Below are 13,850 nucleotides of genomic sequence, written 5' to 3'. Positions count from 1 at the left end.
GATGCGGTGCTTTCTGCTCGCAGTGATCGCGCTTTGCGTGGTCGCTTCTCCGGCGTCGGCAGACCCGATCACAACGGCTATCGCCACCACGTTCGCGATCTCTACAGCCACGGCCAGCACAATTGTAAGCCTCGGCGCATCGTTGCTGCTGTCAGCGGCCTCTCGGGCACTTATGCCGGAGCCCAGCGTGGACCAGTTGCGGGGGCGTCAGGTTTCCTCTCGTGAACCCGTGGCTCCGCGCGAACTCGTCTACGGTAGCGTCCGCAAGGGCGGCACTATCGTTTTCATGCACTCCACGCCGGGCAGCCAGTTAGATCATGAGCTGCTGCACATGGTGATTGTGGTTGCCTCGCATGAGGTTGAAGAGATCGGCGCGGTTTACCTGAACGGCGTCTATGCGGTGCCACCGGGACAACCAGGAGCGGTCGGGAGATATGCAAATCTGGTCGTTGTCGAGCGTCGACACGGCAACCCATTTGAAACGCCGCCGCCCTTGCTGGTCAGTTACACGAAGGGTCTTTGGAGCAACCAGCACCGGCTGGATGGCTGCGCCTACATCTACGTCCTGATGTCGTTCGACCAGAACGTGTTTCCCTCGGGCGTTCCGAATGTCACCGTCGATATCAAGGGCAAGAAGGACATCTACGACCCGCGCACCAGCACCCGTGGCTATTCGAATAACGCAGCGCTTTGCCTGGCCGACTACATGTCCCTCTCGCCATTTGGTGTAGGTGCAGCGATCGGCGCAGAGGACGGGACAAACGAAGCCACCCTGATCGCGAATGCGAATGTCTGTGACGAAGTCCTGACGGAAAAAAGCGGAATCCTTGATTTCCGATACCGGTGCAACGGCGTCGTAAAACTGGATCAGACGCCCAAGACGATCATCGAGGCGATGCTGACGTCGATGGCCGGGCAGGTGGCGTGGCAGGCCGGGCAGTGGCACATCTACGCAGGCGCCTACCGCACGCCAACCCTGACATTCACGGCCGACGATTTCGCCGGGGATATCACCCTGCAGACGCGTGCTTCGCGTCAGGAGAATTTCAACGGTGTTCGCGGCCAGTTCGTGTCACCAACGAACGACTGGCAGCCCGATGACTTCCCGGCCTACCAATCGGCAGTGTATGTGGCCGAGGATGGCGGAGAAGAGGCGTGGGACGACATCTCGCTGCCGTTCACTACCTCGCCCTATGCGGCGCAGCGGCTGGCGAAGATCCACCTCGAGCGGAAGCGTCGGCAGCAGCGGGTCACGGTTCCGGGTAAACTGAACATGTGGCAGGCCACGGTCGGCAGCGTGATCAACCTGACCTATGACCGCTATGGATTTGCAAGCAAACCGTTCGAGGTGCAGGGCGTCACCCTGTCGTTGCAGGAAGGTGCGCTTGTTCCCGAGCTGGTGCTGCAGGAGACGTCCCCGCTGGTCTATGACCACACAGCCAGCGAGTTCCAAATCTACGAGGCTGCGCCTTCGACAAACCTGCCAAGCGCGTTCGATATTCCGGCACCGAGTTGGCTGGACGTTTCAGAGGCCCTTTACGCAACTCGCGGGAGCGGCGGTGTCAAAGTAAAGGCGATCCTTGAATGGACCGCTGCGCAGTCTGCTTTTGTCGCGGAATACCAGATTGAGGTTCGTCCGAACGGGACCGCAACATGGCAGGTTATCGGACGCACCGAGGACACGACCTATGAAGTGTTGGACTGGCAGGTCGGTGTCTGGGATTGGCGGGTCAAAGCCATTTCCAACATCGGAGTGTCATCCGATTACATAAGTTTAAACAAGCGGGAGATTTTCGGGCTCAGCGTTCTGCCTTCGGGTATCACGGGACTGTTGATTCAGAAGGCAAGTGGTAATGCGATCCTGAAATGGGACGTGCATCCTGACATTGATGTGACGATAGGCGGCAAGATTCTGGTCCGCCATTCGATAGCCAATACCCCAACTTGGAAATCCAGTCGCTCATATGGGGAAACAAGTGGCGGTCAGACCAGCATAAGTTTTCCTCTGTTGGCCGGATCGTATCTGGTTCGCGCACAGGACTCATCGGGGAACTTAGGGCCGGTCAGCGTTGTAACGACCGATGATGCAGAAGCCGTCGCTTTCGCAAATATTACCACGTTGACCGAAGAGACAGCGTTTTCCGGGGTCAAGACGGATTGCGGGATATTGGGCAACACGTTGGTGCTCAATGGCACAGGGAGTGTCAGTTCCTGGGCGCTGGTTTCAGACGTCCCCCGAGTTTCGTCTGCTGGGGGATACACGCCCCGCGGTGTCTACGAGTTTGCATCAGGGATGGATTTCGGGACATCAAAGTCCGTCAGGCTCAAGGCAAATGTTGGTGTCGCCATCGGCTCGACCTCTGACCTGATTTCCCAACGTAAAGGTTTCGTTTCGACGTGGCAGCAGATTTCCAGCGGAAGTGGCGGGGAAGTCGACGTCGTTGTTGAGGCGAGAACCACGCCCGATGACCCGGCGGGCAGCCCGGCATGGAGCGACTGGAGTCGCGTTGATCGAGCCGATGTAACAGCGCGCGGAGTCGAAGCACGCGCAATTCTGACGTCGATTGATGCGACGTACACACCAGTGGTGTCCGAACTCGGACTTTCAGCGGATGAGGTAGTTTAATGGTGCAAAGCCCTGATTTTGTTGTCGATGACGGCGATGGAACGCTTCTGCTATCGCAACTGAACGCGATGCTACCGGCGTTGGCATCTTCTAATTCCAACAACACCGCCCCTTTGAACCCATATCCAGGAATGCTGTGGTTCGACACATCTGTGAGCCCTGCGGTTCTTCGGAAAAGGGATGCTACCAACACCGATTGGGACCCGGTTAGCCCCGGATACGGTCTTTCGACACGCACAGAACTGCTTGCAGGCACCAGCGGCACCTACAACACGCCAACAGATTGCTTCCTGCTTTGGCTGCGGGCAGTTGGCGGCGGCGGTGGCGGCGGCGGCGTCTTCGGCGCTGCGACAGGCTCAGGTGTCGGTGGCGGTGGTCAGGCAGGATCATACACAGAACTCATCATCCTGAGCCCATCGGCGTCCTTCAGCTACTCGGTCGGCTCTGGCGGCGCTGGTGGTGTTCCCAATGGCAGCGGATCCGGGGGTGGAAACACCACATTCTCGGACGGCGGCTCGGTCGACATTACTGTTGAAGGCGGCTCAGGTGGTCAGGGCATGATTGCGGGCACCGGGTTTGGCCAGACGCTTGGTGGCAGCGGTCAAACCGCGTCCGGAGGCGATATCAACATCAACGGTCAGGTTGGCTCTACCGGGATTATCACCAACGGCGTTTTGTCAAACGGTGGTGACGGGGGAAGCTCGCCGTTTGGCTTTGGTGGTCGGATGCGCGGCGCCAATTCCAACGGCTCAAACGGCCAAGGTTTTGGCGCCGGTGGCGGCGGTGCACTGACCATTTCTGACGCAACCAGCCGAACCGGCGGCGCTGGCTCTGGTGGGCGCATTGAAATCTGGGAGTTCTACTGATGACGTTTTCGGTGAGGGTTGAGAGTGGCATCGTGACTCAGGTTCTGATGGGCCGCGTGGACGGCATGATCCAGACAGAAGATCATGTCGGGGTAGGGTGGTCCTACGACGGGACCAACTTTGCTGAACCTGCGCCGGTTCCGGTTCCGTTGGAAGATCAGCGAGCAGGCGCCGTTCTGTCACGCACCAGGTTCTGCCAGCAGCTGTGGCGGCTTAATATCCTTCCTCAGTCTCAGGCCATTGAAGCTGCGCGCGGAGAATGGCCGGCAACCTTCGATGATTTCGCCTCGGGCCTGTCTGCAGACGACGCAGCAGACGCCAAGATCGAATGGGCTGGGGCAACGGAAATCAACTACAATCACGCGCTTCTGCAAGCCTTGGCGTTGTCCTATCGAAGCGGCGATCAGGCGGCGGCTACGGCGCTGCTCGATCAGGTTTACGGGATTAGCTGAGGAACCTGGCTATGCGTGTTCCCTACATCTACCGTGCCCACGTCACCGATGTTTACGACGCGGACACGATCACTGTGACTGTGGATCTCGGGTTTCACGGCACCCTGAGTAAGGTGAAAGTCCGGTTGTTCGGCATCAATGCACCGGAAGTTCGCGGGCCGGGGAAAGAAGAGGGATTCGTGTCGCGGGATTGGCTGCGTGAACAGATCCTCGACAAAGACGTCATCATGCAAACCTTCAAGAGCGGTCGAGGCAAAGGCAAGTACGGTCGCTGGTTGGCCAATATCTATCGTTACGAAACGGACGAGGTCAGCCTGAATGACGAGATGGTCAGCCGTGGCATTGCAGAGCGGGCATTTTACTGATCCGGGTTCCTGCTGGGTCGGAGAACTTAGTTTCAGGTAGGGGCAGGGCGGCATGACAGACGAAGAGCACAACATGATGAAAAGGGTTCACGACTGGCTTTTCGATCCACCGATAGAGGGGGGAGAAACACGGGCCAAGCAGTTGGACAACTTGTTGGCGGCAGTTCGGGCAGGAAAGTTGGGCGGCCGGGTAACTCTTTGGATTGCGGGTGCTATTGCAGCAGTTCTGGCAGCCTACGCGCAAATCAGAGGGTTGGGCAAATGAAGAGACGTGCAGTTCTGGTCGCCGACTATCTGAGCATGATCTTTGTTGCATGGATGGTATTAGCCCTGATCCCGCTTGGGTGGTTCTGGTTTGAGCCCGGGCAGGTTGTTATTTCTAATAGCTCTGTTGAGAACCCTCCCAGGGTGGATTTCACCCGGTCAATACGCCGATCTGTAATCATGAAATATCAGGTGGTCATACGGGACATCGAGCGAAACCAGGTTGTGTGCGACCCCGCCAGTGAGCCGTTTACCTACAAACCTACGGCGAAATTCCCGGATGATGCTGATCTCGTTTGGTGGACTGGTGGTGATGACCGCTGTTGGCCGCGAGAGGCTGGCACCTACATAGCCGATACGTGCTGGACCGCCACGCACCTGTTCTGGGGCCTGATCCCTGACAAGACAGTTTGCCGGACCAGCAACCCATTTACGATCACGCTCCTAACCCCGAAAGAGGCTGAGCAGGTCATTCAAAAGCAGCAGGAAATCGAAAGCCAGGTCGAAGGCTTGAGCGAAGGCCTGCGGATGCTTCAGAGCAACTAACAACCAACTACCACACCCCCTTAGCCCCGCCTGCGGGGTTTCAAGTGTTGGAGGAAAACCCATGCGCCATAACTACCGGCAGATACAGGAGTGGATTGGCCTTTCCGAGGGGGGCTACGTCAACCACCCGAAGGACCCGGGTGGCGCCACCGATCGGGGAATTACTCAGCGCACATACGATGCGTGGAACCGCAGGATGGGCCGGGCAAAGCGGTCTGTGCGCGGCATATCCAAGGCTGAGGCGGAGCAGATCATCGAGTTTCAGTACATGGACACGGTGCGCGCCGACATACTGCCTTCCGGGCTCGACTATGCCATGGCCGATTACTCAGTGAATTCCGGGCCGGGTAGGGCAATCAGAGACCTGCAGCGTGTGTTGGGGGTCAAAGCAGATGGGGTCATCGGCGTCGAAACGCTCGCAGCGATCGGGGCGGCAGACACACAGGATGTCATCCTCCAACTATGCCGTCGCCGCATGATGTTCCTGAGGGGGTTACGCCACTGGAATACCTTCAAAATCGGCTGGACCCGCCGTGTCATGGGCGATCAACCGGGGGTCCAGTCCGATGACATTGGTGTTGTCGACCGAAGCTGGCGGATGGCGCGGGGCATCAAGTCAATTCCGGCGCCAAAGCAGTCCGCACCGGGAAAGGCGCTGGAAGGCGCAGAGGCGCTTATCACCAAGATCCTGCAATTCATTCTCACTCTGTTTGGAGGAAGATCAAATGCTTAAAGGAAATCGGACCCGCCTGTTCGGTCTGCTTGTGGTTTTCATAGGCGTTCTGGAGCAACTGACGCCTGACACGATCAGCCAGATTGTGCCGCCTGAATATCAGGGTTTCGTCGTGGCCGGCATCGGCATTCTTGTGATCATTCTGCGCGAGATCACCAGCACGCCACCCGGCAAGTCGAGCTGATGTTCGGGCTCTCAATCGAAATCCTGCTGGCCATCGGCAGCCTGTTTGCCGTGGTGATTTCCTATGTCGCCGGTGGCCGCAGCGCCAGGAACAAGGCCGACGCCGAGCGGGCGGAACGCGATCTCGATGCAATAAAAAAACGGAAGGAATTGGACGATGAACTTGAAAGTCTCGATCCTGATACTCGCCGTAAGCGTCTCGATAAGTGGGTGCGTCAAGCCAAGTGAGTGCGCCTGGTCAGACTTCATCCATCCGACACCCGCAGATGCTGACTCCATGAGCGACACGCTGGCCAATCAGATCATCGGCCACAATGAAAGCCGCGAGGCGAATTGCTCATGATCCGCTTTCTTGCCCTTCTTGCTCTGTCACCCTCGATCGCATGGGCCAGCAGCTGCGCTCCGCGCGATCACGTCATCAAGAAGCTGCAGGACAGCTATTCCGAGGAACTGGCCTTTGGTGGCCTGCAGAAAACCCGCGGTGCGCAATCGGTCATGGAGGTCTGGGTTTCGAGAGAGACCGGCTCCTACACGGTCATTGTAACGCAGCCGAACGGCATCAGCTGCATCGTCGCGGTTGGAACGGACTTCTTCGAGGTGGCGCCTCGTGAAGAGCCCGCTGGTAACCCCCTTTAATCAGGAGATCGATCATTGGCTGATGTAATCGAAAAATACCGGCTGAGTGATGTCGATTGGGTTCTGACCTACAGGGATTCCAACGGTGACCCTGTCGACCTGACCGGCTGGACCGTCTCCATTGGCTGGCAGTCGGCGTACGTAGCGTTTCAGCCAGATGTGGTCTTCATAGACGCCTCGTTGGGGCAAATGAGATTCACGGTTCCCTGGGACGATGCGCTGCCGATCAACACCGTTCTTGAGGCTCGTGTTCTTCTTCAAAGGGGCGAAGAAGACGAGGGCACAGAACCAGTTCGCGTGAAATACGTATGAACACGCTCACCATCACGACAAACCCGAAAACCCTTGAAGTCCAGGCGCCTGAAAAACGCGTGCTGGAAATCGAGGAATTCACCCCAGTCAGCAGTCCGCTGGAATGGAACGCAGATCCACTTGTTTGGAACGGCGATCCGATAATATTCACCGCAGCATGAGGTAGCAGGCTATGCCCACAGAAATGAACACAGGCTCTGACGCCTCTTTGGATGAAGCGATCGAAAGCCGTTACAACAATCGGGTTCCGCAGGTATCCGCAGGCGAAAAGACGGCAGGCACCGAAACCGCCGCACGCCGCTTTGCCCCGCAAGACATTCACGACATGATCGACACCCACGCAGCTGGCGGCGGTGGTGGGATTGCCAACGTTGTAGAGGACACGACGCCACAACTCGGCGGCCCCCTCGATATGAACGGCAACAACATCGGGGGCGTTACTCCAACGGAAATTGGATACTCGTCCGGAGTTACATCGAGCATTCAAACGCAACTGGATGCTAAGGCGGCCCTGACAGCCCTCGCCAACTATCTAGCCCTGACTGGCGGCACGCTGTCTGGCAACCTCAATGCCGATGGCAATGTGACGATCACCAATGCAAACCCTTTGCTCCAGATGGTGGACAGTGATGCTCCGGCCGATCAGCAGAAAATCCGTATGGCGGTTCAGTCTGATGTTCTGCTGTTCTCACGCCGCAACGACGACGACACCGAACGTGAAGTCTCAGCGCGCGTTGATCTGGCCGGAACGACGTCGCCCGATGCTCTGACCCTCATGACCAGAGAAAAAGGAGACGCCCGGTACGCGGATGACGCTGCAACTGTTTCCCAAGTAGAGGCCGAGGCGGGCACATTGACGGATGTGCGCCGCTGGACGCCGCAGCGTGTGGCGCAGGCCATTGCCGCGCTGGCACCGGGTGCAGCTGGGGGCGATGCGTGGAGCGATCCAGTTGACTCTGACATCACGTTTGATGGAGACGGCACACGGTCTATTGGCTCCGCCGCTGCACGGGCGGCATCTGTCCACACGGACAGCCTGGACTTGAACGGAACCACAATGGATGGGGCAGCCATGTCCGCTCCCGGTGCCGATGCGATCATGGGATACGATCTCAGTGCCACCCAGACCATTTTCTATACCATTGGTAACGGGCTCAGCACCTCGGGGACCACCTTCTCCGCAGACGTGGAAAGCGTGGCGGGTCTGACAGGCGCTATTAGTGCGAGTGGGCTACGCACAGCCCTCAATGTTGCGGATGGGGCAGAAGCCAACGCCGTTGATTCCGTCGCAGGGGAAACCGGCGCCATAGGTGCGGGGGCTTTGCGTACAGCGCTGAACGTCGCAGACGGAGCCGAGGTCAACACCATCGACAGTGATCCAACAGGCGTAACCGGCGCCGATCAGGTGACCAACGTCATGAGCCTGACACAGGCGGAATATGACGCCATCGGAACAAAGAACGCATCGACCACCTACTACATTACGGACGCTTGATATGGCGATCAAACTTGGAACGACCGACATCAACCGGGTCTACCTTGGTGAGACGGAGATCAGGAAAATCTATCTTGGCACTACCGTCATTTACGAAATCACCAGCGGATCATTTGTCACTTTTCCAACTGGTGGCACGGGTAGCGCGGATTTTGAGGCCGACGCTCTGGACGCGGGATGGACCGAGGCAGCACCGGGCGCGGCGGGGTACTCTGGCTGGGCCGGTTGGACTTACGCAAACGGTCGCGCCGTTGCCGACTTTACGGCCAGTGATCAAGGCGACCCCGGCACAGGCAGCACGGCCGGGCAGGATGCACCACGTCTGGTCACTGACATTGCGGATGGAGATTTCCAGATCGATTACGCGATGGCCTCAGCCATCTATGAGGATCAGACAGGGACCAGCCAATATGTTGGCGTAGGGTTCTATATCGAACTCAGCAACGGCGATAGCGCGCGTCTAGACCATTACCGCATCAGTGGTAACGATGAAACGCGCGGATTCCGGGATTTGGCCGGAACTTCCACCAGCACCGGAATCGACCCTGTAAATGCTGCTGGTGATGCCCGTGGGAACCCCGGCTTTTTCCGCCTGACCCGCGTGGGTGATCAGTTCACGGTTTACACGTCCTATGATGGCGTGACATTCAATCAGTCGGATCAATTCACATGGGCTGTGACTGTCGCAAAGGTCGGCGTCATGGCGTATAAGATCGGCACCACTCATCCCGCCACCATCGCTCTGGAATACATTCACCTGAACCAGACCGGTGCGTTTTCGGTCGACACCGAACCAGGCACGTCAACGGTTCTCACAGAAACATTCACGGACCTGTCAAACTGGACGGTGAACAACTCGGGGAGCGCTACCATCGCGGCCGATGGAGACAGTTTTAACTTCACTGTCCCGGCCAACGGCTCACATTCCGCACGCCTGATGTTCCCGACCGCAAAAACGGATGCGGGAATGCTGATGAAGGTCAGTACAACGGCAATTGGATCAAGTGCTGGCCAAGGTTTCTTCTGCCCTGCGTTCCGGCAGCGTGGCGCGCTCATCGAGCCCTTTGGGCAGGCCGTGGGATACGTGTTTGAGATGAGTGCACAAGAGGATGAAATTCGTATCGTTTCATCGCAGGGCGCTGACTACGACGGCGCTCTATTCGACGGCGTTTATTCCTTTTTGGAGGAGGATCTGGCCCTATCCGGATTCGGGCTTGAGGCAAATGTTACTTGGCTCAGGGTCGAGAATTTCGGCCCCGTCCTTCGCTGGCGGTATTGGACGGACGGAAACTCGGAGCCGTCAACATGGGCGCATACGGTCTATGACATAACCATTCCGGAATCGGGCCTTCTGGGCATTGTCATGGCGCACAATGACAATCAGGACGCAGCCCTGACAGCAGAAATCACGCACCTGGAAGTGTATGACATTACCCAAGGCAGCGGTGGCGCGTCGGGCAACTTCACCTTCTCTGTTGCTCAGAGCGCCAACAATGCAGGCGGCGGCAATGACCCAGCCACGGTAACTCTAACCAGCAATATTACGGCCGGGAATCTACTCATCGCCTTTGGTGGGGATCGCTCAGGCGGAGATCCGGCCAACTACACGGTTACCGACAACAACGGCAAGACATGGACCAGAGCCGACATTGATTTGGACAACAGTGTAGGTGGGGATGAAGGAAATACGCGTGTCTGTCTTACTATGTTTTGGCGGGAAGTTGATACGACCGGCGAAACAGACACAACCCCGCAGGTCAGTCTCGATGACGGAACCGCCAACGGTAAGTGGTTGCAGGTTATCGAGATTGCGCCAAGCGCTGCCTATAACTGGACCTACCGGGATGGCGCTGTCGCTGGTTCGGGCGCATCCGATTGGAGCGGGCAGTCATCGGGCAATGCCAGCCCAACCGGCGACGATATCTTTGAAATTGCCATCGGCCTTTGCCGCACCTCTACGGATGAACCAACAACCGGCAATATCTCGTTTGCCACGCAGACGGACGGTGGAACCGAAAGCATGGGCGGCAATAATCAGGTTACGTCCTACGCTGCGTTTGAGGCCACATCGCAGGCCGCAGGAACCAAATCCGCGACCCTTTCCTCTGACGGATCTGGAAACGAGGGCATCGTTGCCGTCGCAACATGGAGTAATGGATAATGACCTTGATGATTGACTCAAACGGTCTGCCGTTTCTCATGGGCGACGGTCTGCCGGTTCCCACCACCGTAAGCCAGTACCCCACAAGCGGCCTTGTTGCGCGCTGGTTCTCTGACGAGGGCGTGACAGACAGTGCTGGCGCAATCTCAAGCTGGGTGGACCAGGAAGGAGGTCTAAACTTCGAGCCTTTGAATGTTGGCGAAAACCCCACTGTGGGCTCGGCGCCCTCTGGTGTTGCGTCAGTGAACGTCAACGAAGACGATGCCATGCGTGAGATCGGGACCGGCAGTTTGCCGACCGGGGCCAACGCGTCGACTATCGTGATTTGCTGGCAGCCAACCCTTGGCGAGGGGGCTTATGGTGGCATTTCTTACGGAACGAATTCCAGCGGGCAGTCTCGCGGCATCATAGTCGATACAACTGACACGGTCACAGCGGACTGGTTTGGTGCTGGCAACGCGATAACAGGCCCGCTCGTTGACGGTTCTGCGCTCATCAACACTTTTACCTATGATGGAACAACTTGCCGCCTCTACACGGGGATCACCGAGGAAGGGAATGCGACCGCCACGCTGAATACGGGTTCGACCCAAGTGAACCTGATGTGCTCGTTCTCGGGGAACACAAGCTACGGCAAGGTATTTGCCATTTTCATCTATGACCGGGTGTTGAGTTCAGCGGAGCGCCAACAGGTCGTGGAGTTCTGCAACAGCAGATTCCTGATCGACAACGTTGCACCCTCGCTTGTCGCCACATCGCCCGCAGATAACGCAACAGACATTTCCGAATTCAGCAATATCACCCTGACGTTCGATGAAGATGTTGTGTTCGATACAGGCACAATCACGCTGCGCGAAAACTCTGGCGGGTTCTCGGATCTCTATACATTCAACGTCGCAACAGATGTGGGAACCTCAGCAGGCAATGTGAATATTGTCGGCAGTACAGTGACCATTTATCCCGATGCGCCTTTGAGCAATTCAACGGAATACGCGGTGCAGATCGGGTCGACGTGTATCCGCGATCTGTCCAGCAACTATTTCGCGGGCATTTCCGATGACACGACGCTAAGTTTCACCACCGGGGCAGGGGATTCCACTGCACCTACAGCGTCCAGTTTCTCTCCGGTCGATAATGCAACAGGCGTTGCGACGTCCACCAATCCCGGCATCACGTTTGATGAGCCTGTGCAGTTCGGCACGGGCAATATCACACTTCGCAAGAATGACGGTGGCTGGACCACCGTGGAAACGTTCGATGTCACGACGGACATTGGAAGCGGTGCGGGTAATGTCAGTATCTCGGGGAACGTGCTTTCTATCGCTCCGACAACTGCGCTCGACAACGACATGGAATACGCAATCCAGATTGATGCGACCGCGATTGACGATCTGTCAGGGAATAGTTTTGCCGGTATTTCCGACGATACAACCTTCTCGTTTACAACCGCATCAGCCGGGGCATTCCCTCTGCTGGCGTGGGAGGACGTTGGCCACAGCGGGACGCTCACCGACTACACAGGCAGCTACGACATTACAGGAACAACTGTCGTGCTGGAAAACTTCCGCTTCACATCGACACTCACTCAAGATCTGTCGTGCGCCAGCCTGACGGTCAGAAACTGCCACTTCGACATTGGCGGGTCTCCATATGCGTTGAATAACTCGTACAACCAGAACCCGACAGGCGACCTGTTGGTAGAAGACTGTACGTTTGAGGGGACGCGTGGATCGAGTATGGTTCTCGGCGGCAGTGGAACTAAAACCATTCGCCGAAGCAGATTCCGGGATGGTCGTGGCGACTTCTTCAAGTTTTTCAGTACCGGGGATGGCTTAGTGGAGTCGTGTTTCCTCGGGGGGCTTTCCAGAACAGTAGCCAGCGGCGAAGATTTCCACGCAGATTGCTTTCAGAACAATGACTATCATGGTGAAATTATTGTTCGTGGAACAACGTGGGACGCACCACCTGCTGCCGGTGGTCTACAAGTTCCGGTTACACCGGGCAGTTGGCTGGAAAGTGACGGTGTCGCTGCTGGCCTTAGCGTTGGAAGTATCTTCTACAAGGGATCAATCGGCTATTTCATGGGCGGGACCAACACTACCGGAACCAGCAGGATTGAAAACTGCCACTTTAAACGTTGTCCGTCGAATGGCATCCAGCACCGCGACACAACAAATCCCACCACATATGTAAAAGACTGCTCTTTCTACCCCACGGGAGTTTACAGGTATCGAACTGGCGGAGGTTATGGAACCTGGATAGATCAGGGCGGAAATCAGTGGGTGGAAACCGCCAATGATTTAACTGGTACTCCCAGAACAGCGGGTGAAACGATCACGTTCTAAACCGGCGTGACATGAAGCCCAACATACCCAAACCAGCCAGGAACATAGGTAGGGCTGGCGGAACCGGAACGGGTGCTATGCTGTATTCCATGTTATCGACACGGAAACTGGCGCACCACTCATAGCACCATTGCGTGTTCGGTTCCGTCCCTTGCCAGTCATAGGCATAGGTTAGAGATGTTGGAATGTTCAAAAGAACGCGCAGTGCGTCCAGGTGCGAAAAAGCGCCCGTGAAACTCAGTAAACCAAAAGACTGCGGGCCTGCGGACTGAATAGCCACGACCTGACCATCCCGGATGCCTTGGAACGTAAGTGTTGGGAGAGACGCAATCCCTGACGTCGCCCAATCCAAGAAACTGGACTGATCGGTTGGTGCCGGGCCTGAACCGCTCTTGTTTATGAAGGAAATCCCCCAAACATCTACCGAATGTGGCGTGAACCTCTGACCATCTTCGCGGCGGATATCGGATTCCAGTATTCCGCCATCGTCATGCAGGTATAGGTGATTGCCGCTGAGATACAGGGTGGTGTACTCGTAAATGAAGCCGTCACTCGTTGCGACTTCCGGCCTAGATTGCCCCTGATCGACGTGATCGAATGTAAGTGTGGACGCCCCCGCACTGGTCGCGAGTAGACAGGCTATCGCCGCAAGAAAAATGCGCATCGTTACCCCCAAAAGAATCAACTAATAAACCGAGGGTAGCACTGTTCATGAAATCGACAAAATGAGCCCGGCCTAACCGAACCGGGCTCATTTTTGCGTTTTGAGGGTGATGTGTGATATTCTTGACAGACGTAACAAACCTCACGTGTTGATAATAATACATTAATTTCTCGATAGTTATAATTGAAACTAATTGCCTAAA

General features: G+C 56.7%; 16 protein-coding genes. 15 read left to right on the top strand and 1 reads right to left on the bottom strand.

Annotated features, from left to right (window positions below; genetic code table 11):
- The first annotated feature begins 1 nt into the window (after position 1).
- The 15 genes from ACR1XY_RS00485 (at position 2) to ACR1XY_RS00415 (ending at position 12,984) form a co-directional block, all read left to right on the top strand.
- Positions 2 to 2,626 carry a phage tail protein gene (locus ACR1XY_RS00485; RefSeq protein WP_480589046.1) on the top strand — a complete coding sequence of 875 codons (2,625 nt, stop codon included), beginning with the start codon at positions 2 to 4 and terminating at the stop codon, positions 2,624 to 2,626.
- Positions 2,626 to 3,492: a glycine-rich domain-containing protein gene (locus ACR1XY_RS00480; protein WP_480589044.1), complete on the top strand. Its 867-nt coding sequence runs from the start codon at positions 2,626 to 2,628 to the stop codon at positions 3,490 to 3,492. The genes ACR1XY_RS00485 and ACR1XY_RS00480 overlap by 1 nt, the downstream gene beginning before the upstream one ends.
- Positions 3,492 to 3,944 (top strand): hypothetical protein, encoded by a 453-nt coding sequence (locus ACR1XY_RS00475; protein ID WP_480589042.1) that lies wholly within the window; start codon positions 3,492 to 3,494, stop codon positions 3,942 to 3,944. Before ACR1XY_RS00480 ends, ACR1XY_RS00475 begins: the two co-directional genes overlap by 1 nt.
- Positions 3,945 to 3,955: 11 nt before the next feature.
- The gene (locus ACR1XY_RS00470; protein WP_480589040.1) at positions 3,956 to 4,309 is read left to right on the top strand and encodes a thermonuclease family protein; all 354 of its coding nucleotides are present in this window, start codon (positions 3,956 to 3,958) and stop codon (positions 4,307 to 4,309) included.
- Positions 4,310 to 4,361: 52 nt separating this feature from the next.
- Positions 4,362 to 4,574: a hypothetical protein gene (locus ACR1XY_RS00465; RefSeq protein WP_480589038.1), complete on the top strand. Its 213-nt coding sequence runs from the start codon at positions 4,362 to 4,364 to the stop codon at positions 4,572 to 4,574.
- Positions 4,571 to 5,119, top strand: a complete 549-nt coding sequence (locus tag ACR1XY_RS00460) for a hypothetical protein (RefSeq protein WP_480589036.1) — start codon at positions 4,571 to 4,573, stop codon at positions 5,117 to 5,119. The genes ACR1XY_RS00465 and ACR1XY_RS00460 overlap by 4 nt, the downstream gene beginning before the upstream one ends.
- A gap of 61 nt (positions 5,120 to 5,180) precedes the next feature.
- Positions 5,181 to 5,852 (top strand): glycoside hydrolase family 108 protein, encoded by a 672-nt coding sequence (locus ACR1XY_RS00455; protein WP_480589034.1) that lies wholly within the window; start codon positions 5,181 to 5,183, stop codon positions 5,850 to 5,852.
- Positions 5,845 to 6,036, top strand: a complete 192-nt coding sequence (locus ACR1XY_RS00450) for a hypothetical protein (protein WP_480589032.1) — start codon at positions 5,845 to 5,847, stop codon at positions 6,034 to 6,036. The genes ACR1XY_RS00455 and ACR1XY_RS00450 overlap by 8 nt, the downstream gene beginning before the upstream one ends.
- Positions 6,036 to 6,263: a hypothetical protein gene (locus ACR1XY_RS00445; RefSeq protein ID WP_480589030.1), complete on the top strand. Its 228-nt coding sequence runs from the start codon at positions 6,036 to 6,038 to the stop codon at positions 6,261 to 6,263. The genes ACR1XY_RS00450 and ACR1XY_RS00445 overlap by 1 nt, the downstream gene beginning before the upstream one ends.
- A 111-nt stretch (positions 6,264 to 6,374) precedes the next feature.
- Positions 6,375 to 6,671 (top strand): hypothetical protein, encoded by a 297-nt coding sequence (locus ACR1XY_RS00440; protein ID WP_480589028.1) that lies wholly within the window; start codon positions 6,375 to 6,377, stop codon positions 6,669 to 6,671.
- Positions 6,672 to 6,686: 15 nt separating this feature from the next.
- Entirely contained in the window at positions 6,687 to 6,983 is a 297-nt protein-coding gene (locus tag ACR1XY_RS00435) for a hypothetical protein (protein WP_480589026.1), read from the top strand.
- Positions 6,980 to 7,144, top strand: a complete 165-nt coding sequence (locus ACR1XY_RS00430) for a hypothetical protein (protein ID WP_480589024.1) — start codon at positions 6,980 to 6,982, stop codon at positions 7,142 to 7,144. The genes ACR1XY_RS00435 and ACR1XY_RS00430 overlap by 4 nt, the downstream gene beginning before the upstream one ends.
- Positions 7,145 to 7,155: 11 nt before the next feature.
- Positions 7,156 to 8,478, top strand: a complete 1,323-nt coding sequence (locus tag ACR1XY_RS00425; RefSeq protein ID WP_480589022.1) for a phage upper tail fiber protein — start codon at positions 7,156 to 7,158, stop codon at positions 8,476 to 8,478.
- Position 8,479: 1 nt separating this feature from the next.
- On the top strand, positions 8,480 to 10,639 hold the full coding sequence (locus tag ACR1XY_RS00420; protein ID WP_480589020.1) for a hypothetical protein: 2,160 nt from the start codon (positions 8,480 to 8,482) through the stop codon (positions 10,637 to 10,639).
- The gene (locus tag ACR1XY_RS00415) at positions 10,639 to 12,984 is read left to right on the top strand and encodes an Ig-like domain-containing domain (RefSeq protein ID WP_480589018.1); all 2,346 of its coding nucleotides are present in this window, start codon (positions 10,639 to 10,641) and stop codon (positions 12,982 to 12,984) included. Before ACR1XY_RS00420 ends, ACR1XY_RS00415 begins: the two co-directional genes overlap by 1 nt.
- Here ACR1XY_RS00415 and ACR1XY_RS00410 read toward each other — a convergent pair.
- Positions 12,974 to 13,648 (bottom strand): hypothetical protein, encoded by a 675-nt coding sequence (locus tag ACR1XY_RS00410; RefSeq protein WP_480589016.1) that lies wholly within the window; start codon positions 13,646 to 13,648, stop codon positions 12,974 to 12,976. The two genes, ACR1XY_RS00415 and ACR1XY_RS00410, sit on opposite strands and share 11 nt — an antisense overlap.
- Positions 13,649 to 13,850: the final 202 nt, after the last annotated feature.

The organism is Ruegeria sp. AD11(2025) (genome assembly GCF_056542405.1).
This window is presented reverse-complemented; position numbering and strand designations above follow the sequence as displayed.

Bases quoted from the DNA above. Each gene is read 5' to 3' on its own strand.
- ACR1XY_RS00455 (WP_480589034.1), top strand. From the start codon at position 5,181: ATGCGCCATAACTACCGGCAGATACAGGAGTGGATTGGCCTTTCCGAG.
- ACR1XY_RS00470 (WP_480589040.1), top strand. From the start codon at position 3,956: ATGCGTGTTCCCTACATCTACCGTGCCCACGTCACCGATGTTTACGAC.
- ACR1XY_RS00430 (WP_480589024.1), top strand. From the start codon at position 6,980: ATGAACACGCTCACCATCACGACAAACCCGAAAACCCTTGAAGTCCAG.
- ACR1XY_RS00485 (WP_480589046.1), top strand. From the start codon at position 2: ATGCGGTGCTTTCTGCTCGCAGTGATCGCGCTTTGCGTGGTCGCTTCT.
- ACR1XY_RS00410 (WP_480589016.1), bottom strand. From the start codon at position 13,648: ATGCGCATTTTTCTTGCGGCGATAGCCTGTCTACTCGCGACCAGTGCG.
- ACR1XY_RS00420 (WP_480589020.1), top strand. From the start codon at position 8,480: ATGGCGATCAAACTTGGAACGACCGACATCAACCGGGTCTACCTTGGT.
- ACR1XY_RS00440 (WP_480589028.1), top strand. From the start codon at position 6,375: ATGATCCGCTTTCTTGCCCTTCTTGCTCTGTCACCCTCGATCGCATGG.
- ACR1XY_RS00445 (WP_480589030.1), top strand. From the start codon at position 6,036: ATGTTCGGGCTCTCAATCGAAATCCTGCTGGCCATCGGCAGCCTGTTT.
- ACR1XY_RS00475 (WP_480589042.1), top strand. From the start codon at position 3,492: ATGACGTTTTCGGTGAGGGTTGAGAGTGGCATCGTGACTCAGGTTCTG.
- ACR1XY_RS00480 (WP_480589044.1), top strand. From the start codon at position 2,626: ATGGTGCAAAGCCCTGATTTTGTTGTCGATGACGGCGATGGAACGCTT.
- ACR1XY_RS00460 (WP_480589036.1), top strand. From the start codon at position 4,571: ATGAAGAGACGTGCAGTTCTGGTCGCCGACTATCTGAGCATGATCTTT.
- ACR1XY_RS00450 (WP_480589032.1), top strand. From the start codon at position 5,845: ATGCTTAAAGGAAATCGGACCCGCCTGTTCGGTCTGCTTGTGGTTTTC.
- ACR1XY_RS00465 (WP_480589038.1), top strand. From the start codon at position 4,362: ATGACAGACGAAGAGCACAACATGATGAAAAGGGTTCACGACTGGCTT.
- ACR1XY_RS00425 (WP_480589022.1), top strand. From the start codon at position 7,156: ATGCCCACAGAAATGAACACAGGCTCTGACGCCTCTTTGGATGAAGCG.
- ACR1XY_RS00415 (WP_480589018.1), top strand. From the start codon at position 10,639: ATGACCTTGATGATTGACTCAAACGGTCTGCCGTTTCTCATGGGCGAC.